Source organism: Paenibacillus doosanensis (assembly GCF_025060755.1).
GTDB lineage: Bacteria > Bacillota > Bacilli > Paenibacillales > NBRC-103111 > Paenibacillus_S > Paenibacillus_S doosanensis.
Genome location: NZ_JANYUY010000086.1, coordinates 1 through 22,486 on the forward strand (window position 1 = coordinate 1; position 22,486 = coordinate 22,486).

Consider the following 22,486-nt stretch of genomic DNA (forward strand, 5'->3'; position numbering starts at 1 on the left):
GCCCGGGGCAGCGGTCGCGTCTGCCGCTGCGGTCGCAGGCGCCGCTGGGCTGCCGGCATCAGCCGGCCCGGCCTCTGCGCTGCCCGCGGCGCGGGCAGCCAGCGCGCGGGCGTCGACCTCGCGCAGGACCGCCTTGTCGGCGCGGTCCTGAAGCACGACGCGCAGCGGCCAGCCGTCGCCGCTGCCGCCATGGGGCGGCTCGCTCAGCTGCAGGCACGTCCGAAACGGCGTGCTGTCCGTCTGCCAGCCGATCGATACGAGCCAGTCCTCCTCGTCCATCCACAGATCGGCAGGCAGCTTGCCGCGCTGCAGCAGGGGATACGTCGCCTCCAACTGGCGGATGCTCTGCCGCAGCAGGCTATCCTCCTCGCCCCATTCGGGGATAAGGCGGTCCATCCACTGGCGGGCCAGCTCGGATATGCCGTTCTCGGTCACGGGTTCCGGCAGCTGCAGCTTCCAGCCGAGCTCGCCGGCCTTCCACTTGGCGAAGTCGGGCATGCAGCGGCCCTGGACGAGCGCATCCTTCACGTGCGGCGCAAGGCTCATCAGCTCTCGCAGCTCGCCGCTCCACTCCAGCTTCGTGTGAGAGACGGCGGCGGGGCTGCAGAAGTAATCCAGCGCCTCCAGAGCGGATAGCTGAAGCCCTTCGACGTTCATCGACTCGGCCACTTCGATGAACGTTCCGTAGAACGAAGGCTCATGCCATGCGAACAGCAGGCTCTTCAAGTCATGGGCGTCGCAGATGCCGCCGTTGTAGCGCGAACCCCACAGGAAAAAGCAGCCGGGAGCGATCCACCGGGCGTGAACGTTTATCGCAGTCGTTGAGGTATCGATCATGGAATCCACTTCCCTTTCCGCAGCTCTTCTTGCAGCGCCCTGAGCCTGGCGTACCGGGTCGCAAGACGGTAGATGTATTCCTCCCACGTATTCTCCCTGTCCAGCTTTTTATAGTAGGCGTGCAGCTTCTTAAGCAGCTTGATGGCCATCTTGTACGCATTGCGGTTTTTCTCCGCGATGCAGCGCTCTACCGCCTGATGGTATAGCGGCAGCAGCAGGGAGGGGTTATGCTCCTCCACCGTCTTCAGATCGAGCGTATATAAATCGATCGGCGAGACCCGATTGGCAATCTGCAGGTCGACCCACGATTTGAACCGGCCTGCCTTCAGCAAATAGGAGGTGTAAAAATAATACGTGCGCGGCAGCAGGGCGATCATCACGTCGACCCATTCTCCATCGTCCGGCTGACGGCTGACCGCTTCCATCCAGTACGTGCAAAACGTTCGCAGCTCCTCCTGCTGCGCCCGCTGCATTACAGGCAGCATCCAGCGCAGCCATGCGAGCATCCGGTCCCACTGCTGCCGCTCGTAGCAGCGGTGCAAATAGAGGAACGAGTCGCGCGCTTCCCGTTTGCTCAGTTCTTCCAGCATAGCGCGCGCCTTGTCGTCATGGCCGTCCATAACGTCAAAATGCGCCAACGCCACCAGCAGCGCATCGCGCCGACGCGGCAGCAGGGAAGTTTTCGAGAGCAGGAGCCGCAGCCGCTTTTTCTCCTTGTCTATCCGTTCCGGGTAGTCTGCAAGCAGAGACCAGATGCTGCGGTAAGCCATCAGCCAGTCGAGCGGAGATTCCTTGCCGCTTAGCGCGATGTCGCCGAGCATGGTCAAGGTCTCATCCAATGCGCCCGCATGACGCTTCGCGAGCTGCCCCATGTCCACCCCCGGAAGCTGCTTCGCGAGCTGCTCCATACACTGCTTAGCCGTCGTCTTACAGCCCGTTTCAATGTAATAGGACATGTAGGAGGTTTTGGTTTCCGAATAAAACTGCTCGATTTTGCGCATGGCGAACAGCAGCACATGCAGGTCGTAGAGCCCGCGCAAGGTTTGATCCCAGGACGCCGCCAAGGGCAGGAGCGATTCTTGGGAGGTGCTGTAGAACAGCTCGATCGAATGCTGCTGCGACAAGGAATAGCCGTAAAATTGCTGATCGAAGAAACGCTGCCAGACGGAAGGAGGCTGGCTTGGTTTGGGGGCTTCCAGCCTCTCTGCTTTTTTCTCCGGTTTCGAGGCGCCCGTACGGGATTGCTGCTGGCGGTTTTTTACCATGATCGTCTGTTTCAAGTGCTGTAAGAGCAGTTCCGGGCGAGCGAAGGACGCATATAATGTGAACAAGGTAGCGGCCATATGCTTGCAGCAGCCTTCGTGAGAGCAGCCGCATTCGCTCTTCTCGAAACGGTCCATGTCCAGAACAACCTCGTACGATCGGGAACCGCCGACGAGCGAGTGAATCTCCACGCCGTGCAGCAGTTCGATATTCGATACGCGGCCTTTGTGGTAATATTCCCACCCTTGCTCCAGGACGGCCAGCTCGAAATCATGCTGCATCCGTTCGATCAAATAGTTCATTCGGTTTTTCGGGATTTGCAGCTTCAGCATAGGAAACGTTCCGCCTCCGAACTTTTTGTGTATCCTTACAGTGTAACAGATTTTGGGTTCAAATGCTTTATTTCCGTCGGGTTGCATGAGAAGGATTTTTCAGGTTAAAATGCTTAATAAGCTTTTTCATTCCATTTCCATCCGGAAGGACTGAACTGATATGGGCGTTAAATTTGCACGCGAATATAATGACATTATTGACGATTTCACCCAAGCTTTACACAGCATCGACGAATGTTACGAGTTTCTGGAGATGACTTCGGAGGACTGGAACGGGCTGGATAACGAAGAGCGCCGGGAATGCATCAAGACGCTGGCCGACGATTTGTTCTACGGTCTCGGCACCGAGTCGAAAATGCGGGTAGGCAGCTGCACCGTCAGCCATGACCGCGAGAAGCATGTCATTGTGATTTATCATGAGGACCAATTGATCAGCGTCGTTTATTTGTTGTAAGCGTTTGAAGTACCGCGGCGCATCCGTCGGTCGGCTGGACAGCCTATGATCCACGCGGAGGTGTCAGTCCGAACAAGTTGGCGGGCGAACCGGCCTGAATCGGCAGCGTCAAGGCGAGCGCCGGGAGCCGCGGCATTAGACGGAAGCTCCGGAGTGCTTCCACACCATGCAGTGAAAGGGCTCCATGCCTGTCGGCGTCATTCGTTCATAAGTGTCCGTATGGACAAATCCGGCTTTCTCATAGACGCGGTACGCGCGAATATTCCAAATCAGCACCTCCAAATCAATCTCATCGGCAGGTGCTCTTCGTGCGGCTTCGGCGGCGATCGCCCGGACAAATTCGGCCCCGTAGCCTTGACCGCATAATTCGGGCCGCATCCCGAGACCGAGGCGGGTGACGCCGACCATCGGAAAAAATTGGGCGAAGCCCACCAATTCTCCATCCGTATCCAGGACAGCGCGATATTGCTCCTCCCGCAGCTGAGGATCGGCGAACTCCTCTTGTTTCTTCAGCATTTCCTCCCATGAGGGCCAATTATAAATATCGTAAGGTACGGGGTACCTCCAAGTGCATATGTCGCGGCAGTGTTTTTCCGTCAAAGGGATGATTCGTAATTCGGCAGCTGTATTCACGGAGGAATCGACCTCTTTTCCAGTTTATTTCCATACTTATTGTACCTACAGAGAGCCCGTTTGTCGACCGGAGCCTCTAGGCCGATTGTCGTCTTGTATAAATCCGTATTTTGCTGCACCCTTATTCCGTGTATACTAGAGTATAAAAACATCCAAGTCCGGTGAGCTTTCGATCCGGAGGAGCCGCCGGCATGACCGGAACGGACCCGGAGCGATACCGAATTTCGCCAGGCTTCCAAACTCCAGTAAAGGAAGTGAGCTTTCGATGCAGCATATCGTAAGTCAGGAATGGTTGTTCGAGCATGGAACAGACGAGCATATCGTGATTGTAGACTGCCGGTTTGCTCTCGGTCATCCGCACTCAGGAGCCGAGGCATACGCCGCTCTGCATATTCCAGGGGCCGTGTACTTCGACCTGGAGGAAGATATGTCCGCCGCCAAGAGCGCGCACGGCGGGAGACATCCGCTGCCGGATTGGGAGGCGTTTGCCGCCAAGCTCGGCAAAGTCGGAATCGACCGCGACTCGACCGTGATCGCCTACGACGATCAGGGGGGCGCGATGGCCTCGAGATTCTGGTGGATGCTGCGCTATCTCGGGCATGAGAAGGTGTATGTGCTCGACGGGGGCTTTGCGCGTTGGAAGGAATCCGGCTATCCGGTAACCGACGAGCCGCCCGCCGCGCATCACGAGACGACGTTCACGCCGAAGCCGCAAGAGCATCTTGTGCTAAGTATGGAGGAAGTGAAGGAGCGGATCGGCCGGCCGGGAACCGTGCTGATCGATTCCCGCGAAGAGCGCAGGTATTTGGGGCTGGAGGAAGCGATCGATCCGGTCGCCGGACATATTCCGGGAGCGAAGAACTACTTTTGGAAAGACAGCCTGGACGATCAAGGCGGCTGGAAGGACGGAGCGAAGCTGCGCGAACGGTTCGCCGCGCTGCAGGACGCCGATGAAATCGTCGTCTACTGCGGCTCCGGAGTGACGGCCTGCCCGAACGTGCTGGCTCTGGCCGAAGCCGGCTTGCCCAATGTGAAGCTGTATGCGGGGAGCTGGAGCGACTGGGTGTCTTACAAGGACAATCCGGTGGCGACGGGGAAAGAGTAAGGGGCGAGAAGGCCGCGTCGGACGCGGATTGGAGGGCCGTGACAGGCTTGGGACGAGTGACCTGCCTGTTGCGGCCCTCTTTGGGCTTTTCTGTCGATATCGCATATGTTAAAATTGCAATAGAAAGACCGAGTGCGGCGAACACTCGGCCTATACAATTGGCTTGGATGGGATGCCCTTCAAGTTCATGAATAGCGTAAAAACCCACCTTTGGCCGCTAAACCTTGGGGTGGGTTTTTACTTTCTCTTATAGTTGTTCGCGATGGCTTCACCTCCTTTTGAAGGGAAACCACGCCCAACCAAGATTCAATTGTACAACCCTATCTTAACGCTTGTTCAGTATGCGATCAAGCCTACAGCTGATCTTTGTGGCTTCTTCGTTATCATGCAGTATAATTCGTAACAAGGAAGTGAGATCTATGGAAGCGCAGCATATTATCTCCAATATCGTCGACAGTTTAAAGCAAGTCACCGGAGTGAGCGCCCTGGTACTTGGCGGTTCAAGAGCAAGGGGGACTGAAAGCCCCAACTCGGATATTGACATCGGTATTTACTACGATTCCGGCAAAGTGCTGGACATAACCGGGCTTCGCCGGGTTGCGGCTGCATTGGATGACGATCATAGAGCAAATTTAGTGACGGAAATAGGCGGCTGGGGACCATGGATTAATGGCGGCGGCTGGCTGAAAGTGAATCAGACTCCGGTCGATTTTTTATTCCGCGATCAAACCAAAGTGTCGCAAGTAATTGAGCAATGTGTCGGGGGAGATATCACCATTGACTATCAGCCAGGGCATCCCCACGGATTTGTCAACTCGATTTATTTTGCTGAGATAGCATTATGCAAAGTGTTATGGGACCCTTCGGGGATTATAGGACAATTGAAAAGTAGAACCATTCCATACCCATCGGCTTTTCAAAAAGCGATCATTCAAAAATTTTATTGGGAAGCAAGCTTTTCTTTGGAAAATGGATATAAAGGGATCTACAAAAAAGATTTATCTTATATCGCCGGATGCTGTTTCAGGTCGGCAGCTTGCTTGAATCAGGTTTTGTTTGCAATTAATGAAACCTACTTCATGAATGAGAAGGGGGCTGCTGCCATTGCCGATTCGTTTGACGTCGCGCCAAGCGATTACTCCCACAGAATCAATCGCATTTTTACCTTGCTTTCAGCAGAGCAAGACGGCTCGAGGAAAGCTATAGGCCTGCTGCGTGAACTAATTGATGAAACGGATCATCTCATGAAAACCAAAATGCCCCTGAGATAATCTGTTTTGGAGCCCTCAGGGCACAGGGGGATGGAGGTAAGAAGCTGGGGCGGCTGGATGACTTATAAAGGTAACCCGTTGGCGACGGGGAGGCAAACTATACACGATGAGAAGTTGGCGTGCAGCGCTTTTAAAGGCTGTGCGCCTTTTTTTGATGTTGAAGGAGCGGGGCTGAAGAGGAAGCATTCGCTTCGCTTTACGGTCACGTAATGATTTTTCAAGTGCATCCAAAGATTATCGGAGCGCCGCATTTCCCTGCGAAATCCGGCGTTTGCGTTGTCACGAATTGATTATAGGCGGTAAACGGGGGACCCGATAAGATAAATAGCGAGGCAACCAACACTACGAAAAAAGAGGTGTGAGACATTGAACAACCGGGACGCAAGCGCTGTCCGCGTATTTGACGCCGGACGGGCTGCTGGGCGGCGCCGCGCAGCATAATGCCGGCGGCATGAAGCTGCAGCGCGGCGGCTATCGGGTCATCTCCCAGATGGGGTTAGGCTTATGGGCGCAGCTGTATGCGTATGTGAATGCGGAGCGGGGGGCGTAGCTATGGGAATGAATCGGCCGCAAAGGTTTAAAGCTGGCGGAGACCGCTCTATCCGCTGGCAATTTGGGAAAATTAGCGAAACTAAATTCAACTGCCGGCGTCTCATGGTAATAAATTCATTTTGTTACTTATTAAGGGGTGTGCTGCGAGTTGAAAAACTTTTTGATAGGCATGATATTTGGAGTCGTTATTTCATTGGCAGCGGCGGTGTCCGCTTCGGATTCTATCCGGGCGACGATCTTCCCGGTCAATTTCGATATCAACGGGCAGACTCGTCAGCTGGACGGCGAGTATTCCGTTCTCAACTATAACGGCCATATTTATACGCCGGTGCGATTTATAGCGGAAAGCTTAGGCGCGGTCATCGATTATGATGCCGATAAGAAGCAAGTATGGATAAAACAAGGAGACCTCGCTTTATATGATCGCAATTTCAGCGGCTTCTATGTCGGAAATTTAATTGCTGTAAAAGAGGGGACGCGTACAAAAGTAACCGGGCAAATGAAAGTACAAACTCTTCTGGAGGAAGAAAACGCGGTCGAAGCCAGTCTGACGTTTTACAATAACAAATCGGAGGTGATCGGCATAGCCGGAATTTCATCTCCTAGCTTAGGGAGGAACGTGCAAACCTTCGAAAGTTACGCCGATGGAGATATTACCGGCTATACGACGGTAACCCTGAACATAAATGCAATCAATGGCCGGGTAATCGGCGAAAATACCAGCCTCAACGATACAAAAATCCCTTTGACGCAAATATTGAATAATGATTTCAATCATATTGCTCGAATTGAGATTCGATATATGGATCGATCTCTGCTTGAAATTAAAGACAGCGACGTTATTGACGATATCGCTGCAAGGTTGAAAAGCGTGGAGTTATTAACCGCCTTACATCAAGATAAAACGGCAGGCTGGATGTATTATATGGACATTTATACGGGAGAAGAGAAGGTGAGGTATATCAACACTTTGCAGTTAAACGGCCGCAGATACCTACATTCCAGCGCAACCGATTCACTGGATGCATTTATTCTTAGTTTGCAGAAATAAACCCATTATACAAAAGACATGAACAATAACTTCTATGTCGGGAAACAAGCGTCATTTTATCAATGATGCTTGTTTCTTTTTTTGTAAGCTTTTCGGCTTCAACTAAATAAACCTTGTTTCCCGGATACTGTGAGTGTTCAATGGTTTGCCTCCATTTCGAGGTGTGGTTGTGATAAAAATCACATCGCTAAATTTTTCCGCTTCTTACAATGTAAACAATCACTTGCTGGACAGCTTGTAAAGAAAGTCGGGATGACTACGTTTGGAGGACACCACGATGACGATGAAACATTTATTTGTTCCGGGAATTACTGTTTTAAATCGGTTTAGTTACAAGGTCAAATTTCTGCTGATCGGGAGCTTACTGGGATTAATTCTAATCGCCGCGGCTTATTGGATCGTTAGTCAGCTGAATCAGCGTATCGACAACGACCGGAGCAGGGTCGAAGCTATCGCCGCCAATCAGAGCGTAACGGTCTTAATCGATCTAATGCAGCAGCACCGCGGCACGGGCACGATCTATTTAAACGGGGACAAGTCGGTGCAGGACAAGCTGAAGCAGCTGGAAAATCAAATCGGCCAAGCGATCGGCGGAGTGGATGAAATAAACAAGACGTCAGGCAGCCGCTATGCCATGAACGAAAGATGGGGCGGGTGGAAAAACGATTGGAGCAGCCTCTCGTCCAAGTACATAAGTTTAACGAGCGCGGAATCGTTCGAGGCTCATTCGCAGCTCATCGACAGCTTGTTGATCATGCTGACCGAAATCGGCAGCAGGTCGGGGTCTTTTTTAAGCGATGATCTGATGGTCGATTATATGAGCAATAATGTGTACACTACGGCGCCTTATCTGATGGAGAAGATGGGACAGGCCCGCGGGCTGGGCTCGGGAGCCGTAACGGCTAAGAAGGTCACCCCGGAGCAGCAGAAGTCGCTTACTTCGCTGCATGCGCAAATCGAGGTATATTTTGAGCGGATGAAGCTGGAGATGGGCAATGCGCTCACTCAGGATGCGGCAGCATCAGAAGCGGTGAAGCCATTTTACGATCAAGCCCGCGGTAGCACCGATACCTTTTTTACGATGCTGGATAAGGATGTGTTGGGCGCGCCTTCCATTACGATTGCATCGGCTGACTACTACGATACGGCGACCGGCGCGATTAGCCGCACGTATCAATTGCACCAAAAAGAGCTGGAGCTGCTTGCGGGCAAGCTGCAAACCAATATCCGCGAGATGAGCGGCGTCAGAGCGGGATTTATAGCGGTCATCGCCGTCCTGCTGCTAGCTGCGCTCTATGGCTTCGTAGCTTTTTATTTCTCCGTATCGGATGCGGTGAAACGGCTGAAAACGGCAGCGCAAGCTGTAGCCTCCGGGAATCTGCACGCCCGGGCGGACCTTCGCACGAGGGACGAAATGCGCGAGGTTTCCGTTGCTTTTGACGCTATGGCATCCAATCTGCAAGAGGTGATCGCTCAAATCCGTACGAATTCCGTGGAAGTGGCGCGGCTGTCCGGCGAGCTGGCCGAAGGGGCCAAGCAGCAGGCAGGCGCATCCCAACAAACCGCCGCCCTTATTCAGGAGGTTGCGGCGGGAGCCGAGGAGCAGATGGCGAGCTTCGACGAGAGCCGCAAGGCGATGGCGGAGATGGCGGGCGGCGTTCAACGGATTGCGGAGGCGACGTCGCAGGTGGCGGAAATATCGCAGGACGCAAGCGGTTTGGCACAGCGCGGGCTTGCCTTGGTGCGACAGACGATCGGCCAAATCGGCAGCATTGCCGACACATCCCAAGCGACGGATAGGGCGATTCGCGAGCTCATCGAGCATTCAGAGCAAATTAGCGGCGTCGTCGATTGGATTGCCGGGATCGCTTCGCAAACGAATCTGCTGGCGCTTAACGCCTCTATTGAAGCGGCCCGCGCGGGCGAGCAGGGCAAAGGCTTTGCCGTCGTTGCCGGAGAAGTGCGCAAGCTGGCGGAGCAAACGCAGCATTCCGTGCAACAGATTGCGGAGCTCGTTGGAATCATTCGCAGCCATTCCGCCAGCGTGAAGGAGGCCACGAGCCAAGGGATGATTGAAGTCGAGCGCGGTGTGAAGTCTGTACGGGAGTCCGTCGAGCTGTTCGAGGCTATTCTGGAAGGGACGCAGCATGTTTCCGGTCAAGTGGAGGAAACAGCGGCCGTATCCGAGCAAATATCCGCAGGAACGGAGGAGATGCTCGCCTTTACGGAAGAGTTGGCTCGTATTTCCGCCCACGCGGCGAATCAGGCTCAAGGGGTGGCGGCTGCTACGGAAGAGCAGTTGGCCCAGACGGAGGTCTTCTCGGAAATGGCGCATCGCCTGGGCGAGATGTCGGGGGGATTGCAGCGAATGATTCAGCATTTTAAATAGTCTCTAGACATAGAAGGCAGCGGCAGGGGCGAATCTGTCGCTGCTTTTGTTAGGCTGCCGTTCATGATAGGTTTCCGCAGTTTTGTTTCTGCCGGTCCGGCTCAGTTCTTGGCATATTGATTCATTTTGACGGTAGATTCTCTTACGATGAGCCGCGGCTCGAATTCCACCCGCTCATATCCCGTCGTATTCGGATACTGGATGCGCTTGAGCAGCAGCTCCGCCGCGAGTCTGCCTACTTCGCTGCCCATGATGGAGACGGAAGTGATCTGCGGCGTCGTCACCGTCGCCCACAGATTGTTGTCGATGCCCGCCACCGCCACGTCCTCCGGTACTCGCACTCCGAGCTCCTTGAGCCGGTTGACGATGCCGATAGCTACCATGTCGTTCACTGCGTAGATCGCGTCCGGCATATTTTTGAGGCTGTAAAAATAGTTCGCCGCCTGGCGGCCCGTTTCAAACGAGAAGTCCTCTCCGAAATAGACGAGCGACGGGTCGACATGATTCAGCGACTGCTCATAGGCAAAATAACGCTCCTCGATCTTCTGCTTCGGCGCGCCGGCATAAGCGATTCGGCTGCGGCCTACTTGCTGCAGATGCTCCATTACAAGCTTGCCTTCCTGGCGCGCCATACCGACAATATCCGCGTTTAACTCCTCGCTCATTTTTTTACCGTAATTAATGACAGATACCGGAATGCCCGCCTGATTGATCATCGGCTCCAGCTGTTTAGGGTAGGCCAAGGGCATTATGACCAGCCCGTCCACATGCAGCTTCTCCAGCTCCCGCAGCGTCTCCAACTCAAGCATCGCGTTGCCGAGCGTGTTGATCTGCACGACCCGGTATCCGTGCTGCTTGGCGGCTTGCTCGACCGACCAGGCGATATCCGGAATAATCGCATTGCGAATATCCGGGACAGCCAGCGCAATCTGGCGCGTTTGGCGAATCTTCAGGCTTTGGGCCGAGGTGTTGGGAATGAAGCCCATCTCCTCAACGACCTGCAAAATTTTGGCCTTCGTCTTGGCGCTGATGCCTGTATGATTGTTAAGCGCCCGGGATACGGTGGCGATGCCGACGCCGGCCCGTTTGGCGACATCCTCGATCGTCAGCTTTTTGGTGTTCGTCATAAGGGAAGGTTCCTTTCGTTCCGGAATCGTTTCCATGGTATTTCTGACTATTCTCTTATCTATTCTTTATTATAGCATAGCGAATCCACTGCAAAACGAGTGAAGCGGCGAAAGCGACCGAGTCATTATTAACGCGGGAAAAATGCGCCCGGGGAACGATTTGTCATTTGACAGTTTGACGTAATTGTGACATGATAGTTACCGGAAACGTTTCCTATAACGGCTTTCAAAATGGGAAAGCCCTATCAATTATTTCTTAATTCCTACAGGGAGATGACGAATATGCAAGCGTTAAGATGGCATGGTGTGAAGGACTTGCGGGTAGAAACGATCGATGAGCCTGCTCCTAAGAAAGGACAGGTCAAAATTAGAATCGAGGCATGCGGCATTTGCGGAAGCGATCTGCATGAATATGCGGCAGGTCCTATTTTTATTTCTGAAGGTACACCCCATCCACTGACGAATGAAAAAGCGCCTATCGTTATGGGGCATGAGTTTTCCGGCCAAATCGTAGAGGTCGGTGAAGCGGTAACCCGGTTTCAAGTCGGCGACCGCGTGGTGGTCGAGCCTGTTTTCTCATGCGGCACATGCGATTCTTGCAGACACGGCAAATACAATCTTTGTGAAAAAATGGGTTTCTTAGGCCTCGCCGGAGGAGGCGGAGGCTTCTCTGAGTATGTCGCGGCGGATGAGCACATGGTCCATAAAATTCCGGACAGCCTTTCTTACGAGCAAGGGGCTCTCGTCGAGCCGTCCGCCGTTGTGCTCTATGCCGTCCGTTCGAGCCAGCTGAAGGTGGGCGACCGCGCGGTGGTGTTCGGGACAGGCCCGATCGGATTGCTGCTGATCGAAGCTTTGAAAGCATCCGGCGCTTCCGAGATTTATGCCGTCGAGCTGTCCGAAGAAAGACGCAACAAAGCCGCCGAGCTGGGCGCCGTTGTGCTGAATCCGGCAGACACTGATGTGGTCGCGGAAATTCAGCGCCTAACCGACGGCGGAGCGGACGTATGCTATGAAGTGACAGGCGTTCCTGTCGTATTGAACCAGGCGATCGCTTCGACCAAAGTAAGCGGTCAAATTATGATCGTCAGCATTTTCGAGCGCGAGGCGTCGATTCATCCTAACCTAATCGTGCTGAAAGAACGCAATATTGCCGGCATTATCGGCTACCGCGATATTTTTCCGGCCGTGATCAGCCTGATGGAGCAAGGCTACTTCCCTGCGGATAAATTGGTGACCAAACGGATTGCGCTCTCCAATATTGTGGAAGAAGGCTTCGAGGCGCTGATTAAAGAGAAAAGCCAGATCAAGATTATCGTGTCCCCGAAGAGCAAGTAATATAAGCGCGGAACATAAAGCATTCATTCTTTCCTTTGTAAAATAAATAGCGGGTATGCGCACAAGCGCGCTGCACCCGCGCCAACGACGAAGAGGGAGCCTATCGAGGCTCCCTTTAGCGTTTTCTAATGAAAAGCCGCCTGGAAGAACTTAGGGCTTGGTTACCCTTCAACAATCGCCTGCACGCCATAGGCGTTGCCATTCGGGCCGTCGATTTTCTTCGGAGCCGCCTTGGCAGATGATGACTGTTCTCAGCCGATTTTACCTATGGACCCGTAGCCCAAGCGGATGTGATACGGATTGTTGCTAAATTGACAGACAAACGGAGCCCGTTTCTAGGTAAAATGGAAGTGCGGCCTGCCGCTGAATAGGGGAAGGGGCTTTGAGGCTCCTCAGATCGAGGTACACTACAATGACCAAAACAAAGCTGATGTACCGCTTCATGATGATTGCAGTCATGGGACTCATTATCTATTTTATATATATGAATTTTATAAAAGATCCCGGAGCGTCCGCATTTCTAAGCCATAAAACCGGGGCAAAGCGGCCCGTGCAGCTTCCTGTCTGGCTTCCGGTCATGTATGTCCATGTTGCGTTCGCCTGCTTGGCGATGCTGACGGGCCTCATTAATTTTTCCAGGCTGATCTGGGAGAAGCGCCGCAGGGTTCACAGATGGAACGGCTACGCGTATTTGCTTAGCGTCGTTATCGTAGACGTCACCTCCGGGTACATGGCTCCTTATGCGACCGGAGGCAAGCTTACCAGCATCGCCTTTAACCAACTAAACGCTTATTGGCTGATCGTGACGATTGCGGCGCTGGTCATGGCCAAAAAGAAGCGGATCGACCGCCATCGGAGATGGATGCTCCGAAGCTACGTTTTCTGCTTTACGAACGTGCCGATTCATTTCATTACCTGGGTTTGCTATGCCGGAGTGGGGCTTTCCTATACGGTGAGCTATACGATCGGTGTGTATGGCGCAATCGTGCTGCTCGTGCTGCTTGCGGAGCTGATCGTTCGGACGGGTTTTAAGCAGAGCGGATTGTCGAATCTTTGAAAAAAAGAAGATGCCCCATTGCGAGGCATCTTCGCGTTTTTTTTGAACGCGGTTATGAAGTCAAGTTAACGTTCAGGTGCGTTTATATGATGTATTAAGCAGCGGCGATAATGCCATTGGACTGGAGGATTGTCTGCGAGTAATCGTCTGCAGGACGTTGGGAAGCGTGTCGAAAAAAGGCCAGCCCTGGCGGCCGTGCCAGGAGTTACGTTATTAGCATTGATCGGGAAGAGAACGGTGTCCGTGCCGATTCTTTTGTCGCGTTTTTACAATACCTGCCGTCCCCCAATTCATATAATAGAGACGCTGGCTTAGTGAAGCTTGCACCATTCCATCAATGAACGGAGGACATGTCTTGGATCTTAAATATGTCATTTATGTCGGAGCAAAGCCTGAGGACGTTTGGAACATTTTTGTAAAACCCGAAGCGACGAAAGCGATCTTCTTCGGCTCTACGCTCGAGTCGACCTTCGAAGTCGGAGCGCGGTATGAATATGTCGGACCAGGCAGTGACGGGGATGAGACCGTGCATGTGTACGGCGAGGTGCTGGCGTTCGAGCCGTACCGGCTGATGAGCTTCACCGAGCATCCCGGGCCGTCTTACCGCGATAACCATGAGGAGCTGGAGACGCGAGTCACGCTGACTCTGGAGACGGTGGGCGGCAGCACCAAGGTGACGCTGATTAACGATCAATGGCCGGACAATCATCCGTCTTACGAAAATACCAAAGAGAGCTGGCCGATGATTCTCAGCAACATCAAATCATATGTGGAGACGGGCAAAACGCTCGATTTCGGCTGGTAAGCCTAAGCGAGCAAAGCCGAGGCTGCCGGAATAAAGGAAGGACCCCGCGTAGGGGAGGGGATAAGGCTGTAATAAGCTGAGAGCGGCTTAGTGCAGCCTTTTTTGCTTGTGTAATGCATAACATAAGTCATAAGCTCGATTTGATCCAAGAAGCTAAGTTAACTAGGGCTAGAAAGTAATCCGCGCTGCTTTCGGTTCTGCATGCGGGCTGCCCAAGCTGCTTAAACGCTGCTCAATAGCGTATTCGTCGGGATAGATCATCATATAGCGAGTCATCCCGACGAGGCGAAACAAGGCTTCGGATGATTGCTGTAAACCGTAGGCAAACACCCGCGAACCGTCGTCCGTAACGGCCCGGGCCAGGCGAACAAGCGCGGACAGGCCGCCGCTGTCAACATAGCCGGCTTTTTGAAAATTGATAATCAGCGTCTTGGTTCCGCCTCTTAATCGGGTTCGCTCATCGCGATAAGTCAACAAATCGGCTCCAGCCTCCGCTGTCACATCCCCGCGGAGCTCTAGGACGAGCGAGCTTCTCGAATGCCTGCTTTGGATCAAGAGCGGGGTTTTATTATGCGGGAGCTTCTTGTCTTCGGGAGATCTCCCGTCAGAGCTTGACGCTTCCTTGCCGGCGAATGCGGCATTCTCCAGTAAGACCTGCTTCGTTTCCGGAAGAGGCTGGCTTCCCAGCTCGTCACGGCACAGCCGCTCCCATTTGGCATACCACCCTCTGGCTTCGAGCGTCCTGCCGGCGGCTGTAAGCAGCCGGATCATCTCTGCGTATCCTTCCTCCGCTAATGGGCGAAGCTCAATGCCTTCCCGGCAGCAAGACTCCGCAAGATCGTTTAGGCCGCGCTGGGCGTAATGAACGGCAAGCCTGCGCACAATCCCGCTCTGAGTATCCGCCAAATAATCGCGATATTGATCAAGCCAATCCGAAGATTGCAGCTCCGGCACGAATTCTCCGTACAGACGCCGGGCGCGAACATACTGTTCCGCAGCGAGCTCGCGATCCGATCCCCATGCCTGATCCCCGGCCCGGACGAGGTTCAAATAAGCAACGACATCGACATCCTGAATCCACTTGGTATCGAGACGGAGTACACCATCCTGGTTTTGAATTACATCCTCCATATTCAATTCCTGCTTCAAGGTTTGTTTCAATTGATGAATCATGACATACATATGATTGTTCATTCGATCCGCGCTTACGTCCGGCAGCAGGGCAACCATAACGCGCTCCTTGGGAGCGGAGAAGTGAGGCTGCGTCAGCAAATAGACCAGCAGCACCATCGCTTTCTTGCGCTTCCATTTCATACTGGGAAGCTCGGTGCCGGATTTGGAAAAGCGCAGTTTACCGAAGCAGCTAATAAGCCATCCCGACCCGGAAGGGGCGAGGGAGGAGCTGTGGTTGGGAGGCGAGCAAACGCAGACCGTTTCTTCCCACCGGCGAGCCCATGCCGTATGTATAGGGTTTCCGGACAGCTCCAGCCATGATTTCAAAGTCCGCTGCCAATGCTTCGCTTCGTTTTCATGATGTTCAAGCATGGCGGATACGTAACGCAATCCGGCAATTTGAATCTGTATGGCGATGTCGGGCCGACAGTGCTCGGCGATTTCGTTGACTAACTCCCAATCTTCCGAGGCGCCCGGGGAGCTTGCAAGCAAAGCCGATTCCAGCCGCTTGAGTCTGCAGATGACGGACCAAGGATAAGGCAGAAGCTCGGCGTCAATGGACGAATAGATTGCCGAGGCTTCGTTCCATTGGCAGGCTTGGCTGTAAGCCAGCCCTCTGGCCAGCTGTCCGTACGGCTGCAAGCCGCTGCTTAGCGCTGCTTTCTGATCGATCCGAAGCAGCAGCTGCTCTCGAACAGACTCATCCATCCGGTCCCCGCTGTCCAGCAGCGAAGCAAGGCCTGCCTCGGCATAACCGAACGCATCTCCCGCCTCTAGATATAAAGACTGGGAGAGGCGGTACCATTCGCTTTGTTTCGGCATATCATCCGTTATAAAAGCTCCGCAAGCGAGCGCATACATCCCATTTCCGCCGACGCTGGATGAATTGTACATAGCCTCTGTTTTCAAAAAAGCCAAGATCGTGCGGGCGTCCTGCCACTCGCCTATCCGCAAGCAGACGAGCGTTAATTGGGACAAGGCGTCCAGCAGTCTCGCTTGGAAGGTTTGGGAGGCGAAGCCCTGCACTGCATCCTTGAAGTAAGAGACAGCTTCGTTTAACCGGCCGCGGCGATAGCAATGCCATCCTTGCTGCTGAAGCAGCAGCGGAGAGGTTAGCAGCAAGGCATCGGGAATCGAGGATAGCGTTTCCGGATCGATTTGGCCCCCATCCAGAATCGTGCGTTCCATTTCGAAGATAGCGTCTGTAAATTGAGGTTCATTGATAAAGGCTTCGCTTTCCTGCTGCAATGGACACAAATCGATTCACCTGCCGACAAAATTATACTTTATTTACCAAAATGATCATTACCATTTCGACAGTGAGGAGGGAAATCCTTTTGACATATTAAAAAGCCGATGGCCATGGAGGCCACCGGCGGTATTTCATGTTACGGATATTTTATCATCGTGAAGTTCACGGGAGTACTGGTTTCCTTACCGACGACGGTAGCGGTCAGCGAAAACAGATCTCCTGCTCGAAACTCCCCGGAAAGCAGCTGGATCGAAAAGCTGCCGTCTGCAGCGGCGGTAGTTCTGTACCTGGACGCCATAGCGTTATTGGTAAGCTCGATGAGCGCGCCGGGCTCCGCCGTTCCCTTAAAATAATCGGTTCCGAACATATCATTGTTATAGGTAGGAACCTCAGTTTGCCCGTGAGTTGCCTGGACAGTGAGCACGACAGGATCGCTTTTCGCTTTACCGTATGTTTGGGCTCTCAAGAGCAGCTGTTTGCCTTCGCTAAGACCTATATAGGAATCCAATATTTGAGCTGCTGAGTATTCACCGTCGGCCCGATCCGAATAAAATGTAGCGATGGGGCTTCCCTTCTGCCGAGCTATGGTAAAGGTGGTGTAGCCCAGGCTTGGCCCCACTGTTCCGTAAAGTGCGTAGGCGTTGGGATATACATTTCCGGTCACCGTGGGCACGTTCGTTTTTTCTGTCGCCTGCACAGTAACATACACAGGCTTGCTTGTCGCTTGCCCCAGCTTGGTTGCCGTCACCGTTATGACATCCCCGGCATTTAACGTGCCAGCTTCGATCACTCCCAGATCAAAAGAACCGTCATCCAGAGCTGCTGTTATCGGTATTGTATAGCCGGTAACCGTTGTTGCTTTGATAATCGCACCGGGTACCGCAAGGCCGGTTAAGGATGCCACCGTCGCCGAATTGACCGTAGGGGATGGCGTTACCCCCGTCGTCGGTTGTACAGCGATGCTTAGTGGCTCGCTTGGTTTTTTGCCGAACGCTTGGGCTACTAATTGCAGCTGCAGTTCGGTTCCGGTGGCGCTGAGTCTGGCAAGATCGCCGTTCAACGATTGCTCCGAAAAGCTGCCGTCCAGTTGTACCGGAATATTATATTCAAAACGATAAAAAGGATTTGCATTGGATAAAGTTAGCATAGTCCATTTTCTAGGCATTCCCGGTTCCGCTTGTCCGCTGATGTCGATACCGCCGTTGTCATAGATGCCCCCTGTTATCGTCGGCTGAGCGGTTACCGGAGCGGCTGAAACGGTTACTTTGAGCGGAGTGCTGGTAGCTTCGCCGATGGACGTTGCCGTGATCGACAAAACGTCCTCAACTTGATTAGCTGAGTTTCCATAGCTAAAATAGCCGTCAGGCCGTGAAGGAATGAAAGACACGCTGCTATAGTGAGTGAGATTGGTTACGTTCACTATGGACTGGTACGGGGCCCAACCGCTAACGAACGCATCGTTGACAACATCCGCTACAACCTGAGCCGTCTGACCGTTTATCGCCTGCACGATAATAATAACCGGGTCGCTTTTGTCTGCATCGAATGCTTTGGCCGTCAACAACAATTCCTCGCCGGCGGTTAGCTCCACATGGTCATATTCATTTGAGCTGAGAGAGAAGGTGCCGTCTTCATTTACATAACCGTTGTCTATTTCGGTACCGTCTTTTTTAGATAATAGGATGCTGATGGTCGAATCCGGATCACTTGCTTCAACAACCCCCTGCAGCTTCCAACCATTTGTATATACGGCGCCGGTTACTGTAGGCTTAGGCGTCTTAGGAGTTGTTTGAACAGTAAATCGGACCGGGTCACTTACTGCTCTCCCGATGGTCATAGCTGTCAAAATCAGTTGTTCACCCGCTTGAAACGGCTTTGAAACAGATATACGGTAGTATCCGTCAACGCTGCTGTATACTCCTGCCATAGGTTCATTGGCGCTGTTTGCGAGTTGTATGAAAACATACGGTTCTGCATAGCCTGAAACCATATTTGTATTTTCATAAACATTCCCGGTGACCGCAGGCGGTTGCGTTTGTCCCACAGTGGGCTTGACGATCAATTCGATTGGATCGCTTGCAGGCTTGCCGTATTCCTGGGCGGTCACATTCAGTTGTTCACCTGCTGTGAGCGTAGGAATGAGATCAGTAGCATAGCTTGAAGTCATCTGAAACGATCCATCAGAATACACATTGGTTCGGGTGAGCTCAGTGCCGTCCTGCCTAGATAAAATAATAGAAGTCGAACTATATGCACTCCCTGGTGGCATACTCCCCATCAGGCTCCATCCATTGGTATATATATTGCCTTTCACCGTAGGTGTCAACGTTACTGGATAAGCCTGCAAGATGATTCGAACCGGGTCGCTTGCGGCTTTACCGATGGATTCGGCCGAAAGGGTCAGTTCTTCCCCTGCTTGATGATGCTCATATATGGAAACGGAGTAGTAACCGTTCTTCTTATTAGCAATCGTTGAAGATAGGATGTGATCGTGATCTCTTAAAACAATCCTTGCTCCGGGCTCAGTGTAGCCTTCAATGGAAGTTGTAATATCATACACGCTTCCGATTACGGTAGGAATTTGGGTTTGTCCTTGAGTAGGCCGAATCACCAGCTTTACCGGATCGCTGTTTTGTTTGCCGGAGTGCTGAGCTGTCAGCCACAGTTCCTCTCCCGCTGTAAGCGCTCCTCTTGGCTCCGATAAGGTGCTGGAGTCCAAAATAAAGCTTCCATCCCAATTAACGCGGGTGTAATCCAGAAACATTCCTTCTTTTGTTTGCAATACCACGTCTGTCTGAGAAGACGGTGCCCCAGGCTCGGCAGTGCCTTGAAGAAGCCAGCCGTTCGTATATACTGCCCCTGTGACGGTCGGCATAGCCGTTTTCTGCTCAGATGCTGCGGCAGCGGGAACAACCTTCACTTCATTGGAGGCTATTATTCCTCCGTCAATAGTTGCTTTTATGATGAAATAATATTCGACATCGTTTTGCAAACCGGCAGCATGATAGGCGGTCTCTGTTACGGTAGCGGGTACATCCTTGTAATAACCGCTGATTCTGGAACTGTAGACTTGGTATACGACGCTCGCTCCGATCGAATTCCAAGACAAGTCCGCTTGCGCATCTCCAGCCGTAGCCGTGACCATGATCTTCGCTGTTGTCGGGGCCATATCCACCGTTACCGGAACGATCACCGTCTTCCCTTCGTAGCTGGCCTGAATCTCGGTTATGCCGTTAGCCGCGGCGGTTACCATTCCGCTTAGGCTTACCGCCGCTACCGACGGGTCGCTGCTAAGGAATGCGGCCTGCTTCGTCACCTCGCGGACGTCCCCATTGGAATAAGCGGCGGAGATCTTCAACTGCCGGGACGAGCCGGACGCGCTGAAGACGATACTCGCCGGTTCGGCGGAGAGAGAGACGAGAGCGGGCTGCGGCTCTACCGTGCTCTGCTGCGCCAATACAAGCAGCCGGAATTCCACATGCCGTTCCTGATTGTTCTTCGTCAAGGTGACGGACAGAATGACCTCCGCATCCTTCTCCCCGGCCGCCGGGCGGGTCACGATACCGGTTGCCGTCAGTACGGCGGGATTGGAGCTGTTCCAAGCGAAAGCGACGCCGCGAGCCGTATCGGCCGCTGCGAGGGTCACATTGCGCGTAACGGCTTCCTTCGCGTCGTGATCGGCAAATCCGATGGACACGTCGCGGGAAGCGGCGTCCAGAGCCAGCTCCGTCATCCGGCTCTTGGCTTTAGGCAGCGCTGCCGCATAACCGGTAATGTCGTCAGCGGCAACGCCGAGCAGGATCGCGTTATTCGCCAACGTCTCGGCGGCGGCGATCTGCGATTCGATAGCCTGCGAATAGTCCGTGAAATCGCCGATGGCGGCAATGGCGGCGGCCGCGTTGTTCTTTAACGCGTCGGTTAATGCTGGGGCCGCTTCAATGACCACGCCGGGCGATGCGATGATCGGCACGGCGCCGAGAGCAGCCGCGTCGCCGTCCAGCTTCACGTTCGCTTCCAATCGAAGGGAAGCGATTCGGGAATTAGTTATCTGCAACGCCGAGCCTGCCGCTTCTTGGGAGACGGTTACCGACCCGATACCGCCTTCGCCGGTCAAGGAGATCGATGCGTTAGGCGCCGTCACTTGTACCGACTCCAGCGTAGTTCCCGCATCGGTTGTTATCGCTGCTGCATTGGAGCTGATGATCAGCCCTGCGATGACCGTCGTGCCGCCGTCTTTGGGCGCGGCCAGCTTGATGCGGGCGCCTGCGCTTTGGACCGTCACCGCTTCGCGGATCGTTCCTCTAAGCTCAACCTCTTGTCCGGCAGCACCTGAACCGATCACGATCACGCCAAGGCTGCCGTTAGCGGATTCGATAATGGCTTTGGACTGAACGTCCGTATTCGTGACGGAGGAGCCTTCCAAGGATTCGATGCGAACCGGGTTCGTCTGGCTGCCTGCCGCCATTCGTAACGTTTTTGCGACAGTGTTTCGCAGTTTAATCGAATTGGAGCTGCCGGAAGCAACGACGATGTGCTCCGCTTCCACGTTTTGCAGCGTGATTTCACCGTCTTTGCCCGGGTTTAGCGTCAAGGTGCCGGTTACGACGGTTTTTTGGGCTCCGTCGGCGGGACCTGCGGTGCCCGAAGCGGCGATGGTCAGGGAGCTGTAAGTGCCGCCGCGGTTGATTTTGGTCAGATCGGATTCGGCAGCGCTGTCTCCACCGCGAGATCCGCCTCCGCCCCCGCCACCGCCGCCTACGGCGGCCGCTGCCGCGCCTGTAATCGAATGGCCGGTGTCCTGCCCTTGATAGCTGAGCTTGTACACCGTGCCGGCCGTTTGGACCGAGGTGGTCAATACGACGACGGAGGCGCTGCCGTCCTTTAACGCCGCGCTCGTAACGCTAAGCCCGTTGTCGAAGGTGAAGTCGGAGGCGGCGGGCGCCGCGATATTGTGCTGAAAGGCGACCTCGACCGTGCTGTTGTTTATAACCGACACTGAGCTGATCGCAGGCTCCTGGCGGGTCTCTGAAGCCAGCGCCTTGGCTTTCTCGATATAGACCGAGCGCTGGGTCATGAATTCGTAGGCCAAACGGGCTAACGCTTGTCTTTGCGCATACTCCTTAGGCTGGAATACGAACGTACCGTCCTGCGCCTCCATGCCGCCGACGAACCCGAGCTTGAACGCGAGCGATACATGAGGCTGCGCCCAAGAAGAGACCGTGCCGAGGTCAGCCAGCTTGGCATCGGCCGGCAGTTTCTGCGCTTCCTTCTCCAGGCCCATAGCGCGGATGAAAAAGACGACCAATTGTTCTCTTGTCACATTGGCGTTCGGAGAAAATTCAGTGGCCGATGTGCCCTCCGTAATGCCGGAGTCGATCAGCGCGCCGACGTAGCCGTTATACCAGTCGGCTGGCTCGACATCCGTAAAGACGGACGACTTCTCCGGTTTTTCTTGAAGTCCTAGAGTCAGGACCAGAATTTTGGCCAATTCCGCGCGGGTCATGGCATTGCCAGGGCGGAAAGACCCATCCTGGTAGCCGCTGACGATCCCGGCGTCGGCCAAGCTTTGGATTTCCTTTTGCGCGTAGGAATCCGATAGATCCGTCATTGCGACGGGTGCGGCTCCGAATGCCATGACCGGCATCAGCAGGCTGCACAGCAGCAGCAACGACAGGGCTGCGCCCAGTGTCCTGCGCATGGATTGCGATAGCATGATTGCTCCTCCTCGTATAGTATTTCTAGAACCAAGTTTTAAGCCGATTTCCAGTTCCCATGGGAACTGGCCGCAAACTTTTCGATTTCCAGTAAATCGCACCTTGAAAATTGCAAAAGGGACTGGACTTTCCC

At 53.8% G+C, this 22,486-nt stretch carries 14 protein-coding genes and 1 pseudogene; 9 read left to right on the forward strand and 6 right to left on the reverse strand.

What is annotated here, in order from left to right:
* Positions 1-924, reverse strand: a pseudogene (locus N0M98_RS32535) (hypothetical protein); the annotation flags it as partial.
* Positions 834-2,432, reverse strand: coding sequence for an SWIM zinc finger family protein (locus tag N0M98_RS32540; protein ID WP_259620376.1), 1,599 nt, complete (start codon positions 2,430-2,432; stop codon positions 834-836). The gene N0M98_RS32540 and the pseudogene N0M98_RS32535, both read right to left, overlap by 91 nt.
* A 160-nt stretch (positions 2,433-2,592) precedes the next feature.
* On the opposite strand from N0M98_RS32540, the gene N0M98_RS32545 reads away from it, so the two are divergent.
* Positions 2,593-2,886 carry a hypothetical protein gene (locus tag N0M98_RS32545; protein ID WP_249860553.1) on the forward strand — a complete coding sequence of 98 codons (294 nt, stop codon included), beginning with the start codon at positions 2,593-2,595 and terminating at the stop codon, positions 2,884-2,886.
* Positions 2,887-3,021: 135 nt separating this feature from the next.
* On the opposite strand, the gene N0M98_RS32550 is transcribed toward N0M98_RS32545, so the two are convergent.
* Positions 3,022-3,519 (reverse strand): GNAT family N-acetyltransferase, encoded by a 498-nt coding sequence (locus N0M98_RS32550; RefSeq protein ID WP_249860554.1) that lies wholly within the window; start codon positions 3,517-3,519, stop codon positions 3,022-3,024.
* Positions 3,520-3,784: 265 nt separating this feature from the next.
* Between N0M98_RS32550 and N0M98_RS32555 the strand changes: the two genes are divergently transcribed.
* From N0M98_RS32555 to N0M98_RS32575, 5 genes are all read left to right on the forward strand, one after another.
* Positions 3,785-4,624, forward strand: coding sequence for a sulfurtransferase (locus tag N0M98_RS32555; RefSeq protein WP_259620377.1), 840 nt, complete (start codon positions 3,785-3,787; stop codon positions 4,622-4,624).
* 419 nt (positions 4,625-5,043) lie between these two features.
* On the forward strand, positions 5,044-5,895 hold the full coding sequence (locus N0M98_RS32560; protein ID WP_259620378.1) for a nucleotidyltransferase family protein: 852 nt from the start codon (positions 5,044-5,046) through the stop codon (positions 5,893-5,895).
* A gap of 400 nt (positions 5,896-6,295) precedes the next feature.
* Positions 6,296-6,445, forward strand: a complete 150-nt coding sequence (locus tag N0M98_RS32565; RefSeq protein WP_249860557.1) for a hypothetical protein — start codon at positions 6,296-6,298, stop codon at positions 6,443-6,445.
* A gap of 150 nt (positions 6,446-6,595) precedes the next feature.
* The gene (locus N0M98_RS32570; RefSeq protein WP_259620379.1) at positions 6,596-7,498 is read left to right on the forward strand and encodes a stalk domain-containing protein; all 903 of its coding nucleotides are present in this window, start codon (positions 6,596-6,598) and stop codon (positions 7,496-7,498) included.
* Between the two features lie 277 nt (positions 7,499-7,775).
* Positions 7,776-9,887 (forward strand): methyl-accepting chemotaxis protein, encoded by a 2,112-nt coding sequence (locus N0M98_RS32575; protein WP_259620380.1) that lies wholly within the window; start codon positions 7,776-7,778, stop codon positions 9,885-9,887.
* 101 nt (positions 9,888-9,988) lie between these two features.
* Here N0M98_RS32575 and N0M98_RS32580 read toward each other — a convergent pair whose 3' ends face one another.
* Positions 9,989-11,014 carry a LacI family DNA-binding transcriptional regulator gene (locus N0M98_RS32580; protein ID WP_249860560.1) on the reverse strand — a complete coding sequence of 342 codons (1,026 nt, stop codon included), beginning with the start codon at positions 11,012-11,014 and terminating at the stop codon, positions 9,989-9,991.
* Between the two features lie 282 nt (positions 11,015-11,296).
* Here N0M98_RS32580 and N0M98_RS32585 point away from each other — a divergent pair, with 282 nt between their 5' ends.
* The 3 genes from N0M98_RS32585 (at position 11,297) to N0M98_RS32595 (ending at position 14,214) form a co-directional block, all read left to right on the forward strand.
* Complete coding sequence (locus N0M98_RS32585) at positions 11,297-12,352, forward strand: 2,3-butanediol dehydrogenase (protein WP_249860561.1); 1,056 nt, start codon at positions 11,297-11,299, stop codon at positions 12,350-12,352.
* Between the two features lie 412 nt (positions 12,353-12,764).
* The gene (locus N0M98_RS32590) at positions 12,765-13,409 is read left to right on the forward strand and encodes a DUF2306 domain-containing protein (protein ID WP_249860562.1); all 645 of its coding nucleotides are present in this window, start codon (positions 12,765-12,767) and stop codon (positions 13,407-13,409) included.
* A gap of 355 nt (positions 13,410-13,764) precedes the next feature.
* Positions 13,765-14,214 carry an SRPBCC family protein gene (locus tag N0M98_RS32595; RefSeq protein ID WP_259620381.1) on the forward strand — a complete coding sequence of 150 codons (450 nt, stop codon included), beginning with the start codon at positions 13,765-13,767 and terminating at the stop codon, positions 14,212-14,214.
* Positions 14,215-14,382: 168 nt separating this feature from the next.
* On the opposite strand, the gene N0M98_RS32600 is transcribed toward N0M98_RS32595, so the two are convergent.
* Both N0M98_RS32600 and N0M98_RS32605 read right to left on the reverse strand, forming a co-directional pair.
* Complete coding sequence (locus N0M98_RS32600) at positions 14,383-16,575, reverse strand: BTAD domain-containing putative transcriptional regulator (RefSeq protein WP_259620382.1); 2,193 nt, start codon at positions 16,573-16,575, stop codon at positions 14,383-14,385.
* Positions 16,576-16,775: 200 nt separating this feature from the next.
* Positions 16,776-22,352 (reverse strand): S-layer homology domain-containing protein, encoded by a 5,577-nt coding sequence (locus tag N0M98_RS32605; RefSeq protein ID WP_259620383.1) that lies wholly within the window; start codon positions 22,350-22,352, stop codon positions 16,776-16,778.
* Between the last annotated feature and the right edge of the window lie 134 nt (positions 22,353-22,486).

Bases quoted from the DNA above. Each gene is read 5' to 3' on its own strand.
- N0M98_RS32540 (WP_259620376.1), bottom strand. From the start codon at position 2,432: ATGCTGAAGCTGCAAATCCCGAAAAACCGAATGAACTATTTGATCGAA.
- N0M98_RS32545 (WP_249860553.1), top strand. From the start codon at position 2,593: ATGGGCGTTAAATTTGCACGCGAATATAATGACATTATTGACGATTTC.
- N0M98_RS32555 (WP_259620377.1), top strand. From the start codon at position 3,785: ATGCAGCATATCGTAAGTCAGGAATGGTTGTTCGAGCATGGAACAGAC.
- N0M98_RS32560 (WP_259620378.1), top strand. From the start codon at position 5,044: ATGGAAGCGCAGCATATTATCTCCAATATCGTCGACAGTTTAAAGCAA.
- N0M98_RS32575 (WP_259620380.1), top strand. From the start codon at position 7,776: ATGACGATGAAACATTTATTTGTTCCGGGAATTACTGTTTTAAATCGG.
- N0M98_RS32580 (WP_249860560.1), bottom strand. From the start codon at position 11,014: ATGACGAACACCAAAAAGCTGACGATCGAGGATGTCGCCAAACGGGCC.
- N0M98_RS32585 (WP_249860561.1), top strand. From the start codon at position 11,297: ATGCAAGCGTTAAGATGGCATGGTGTGAAGGACTTGCGGGTAGAAACG.
- N0M98_RS32590 (WP_249860562.1), top strand. From the start codon at position 12,765: ATGACCAAAACAAAGCTGATGTACCGCTTCATGATGATTGCAGTCATG.
- N0M98_RS32600 (WP_259620382.1), bottom strand. From the start codon at position 16,575: ATGGAACGCACGATTCTGGATGGGGGCCAAATCGATCCGGAAACGCTA.
- N0M98_RS32605 (WP_259620383.1), bottom strand. From the start codon at position 22,352: ATGCTATCGCAATCCATGCGCAGGACACTGGGCGCAGCCCTGTCGTTG.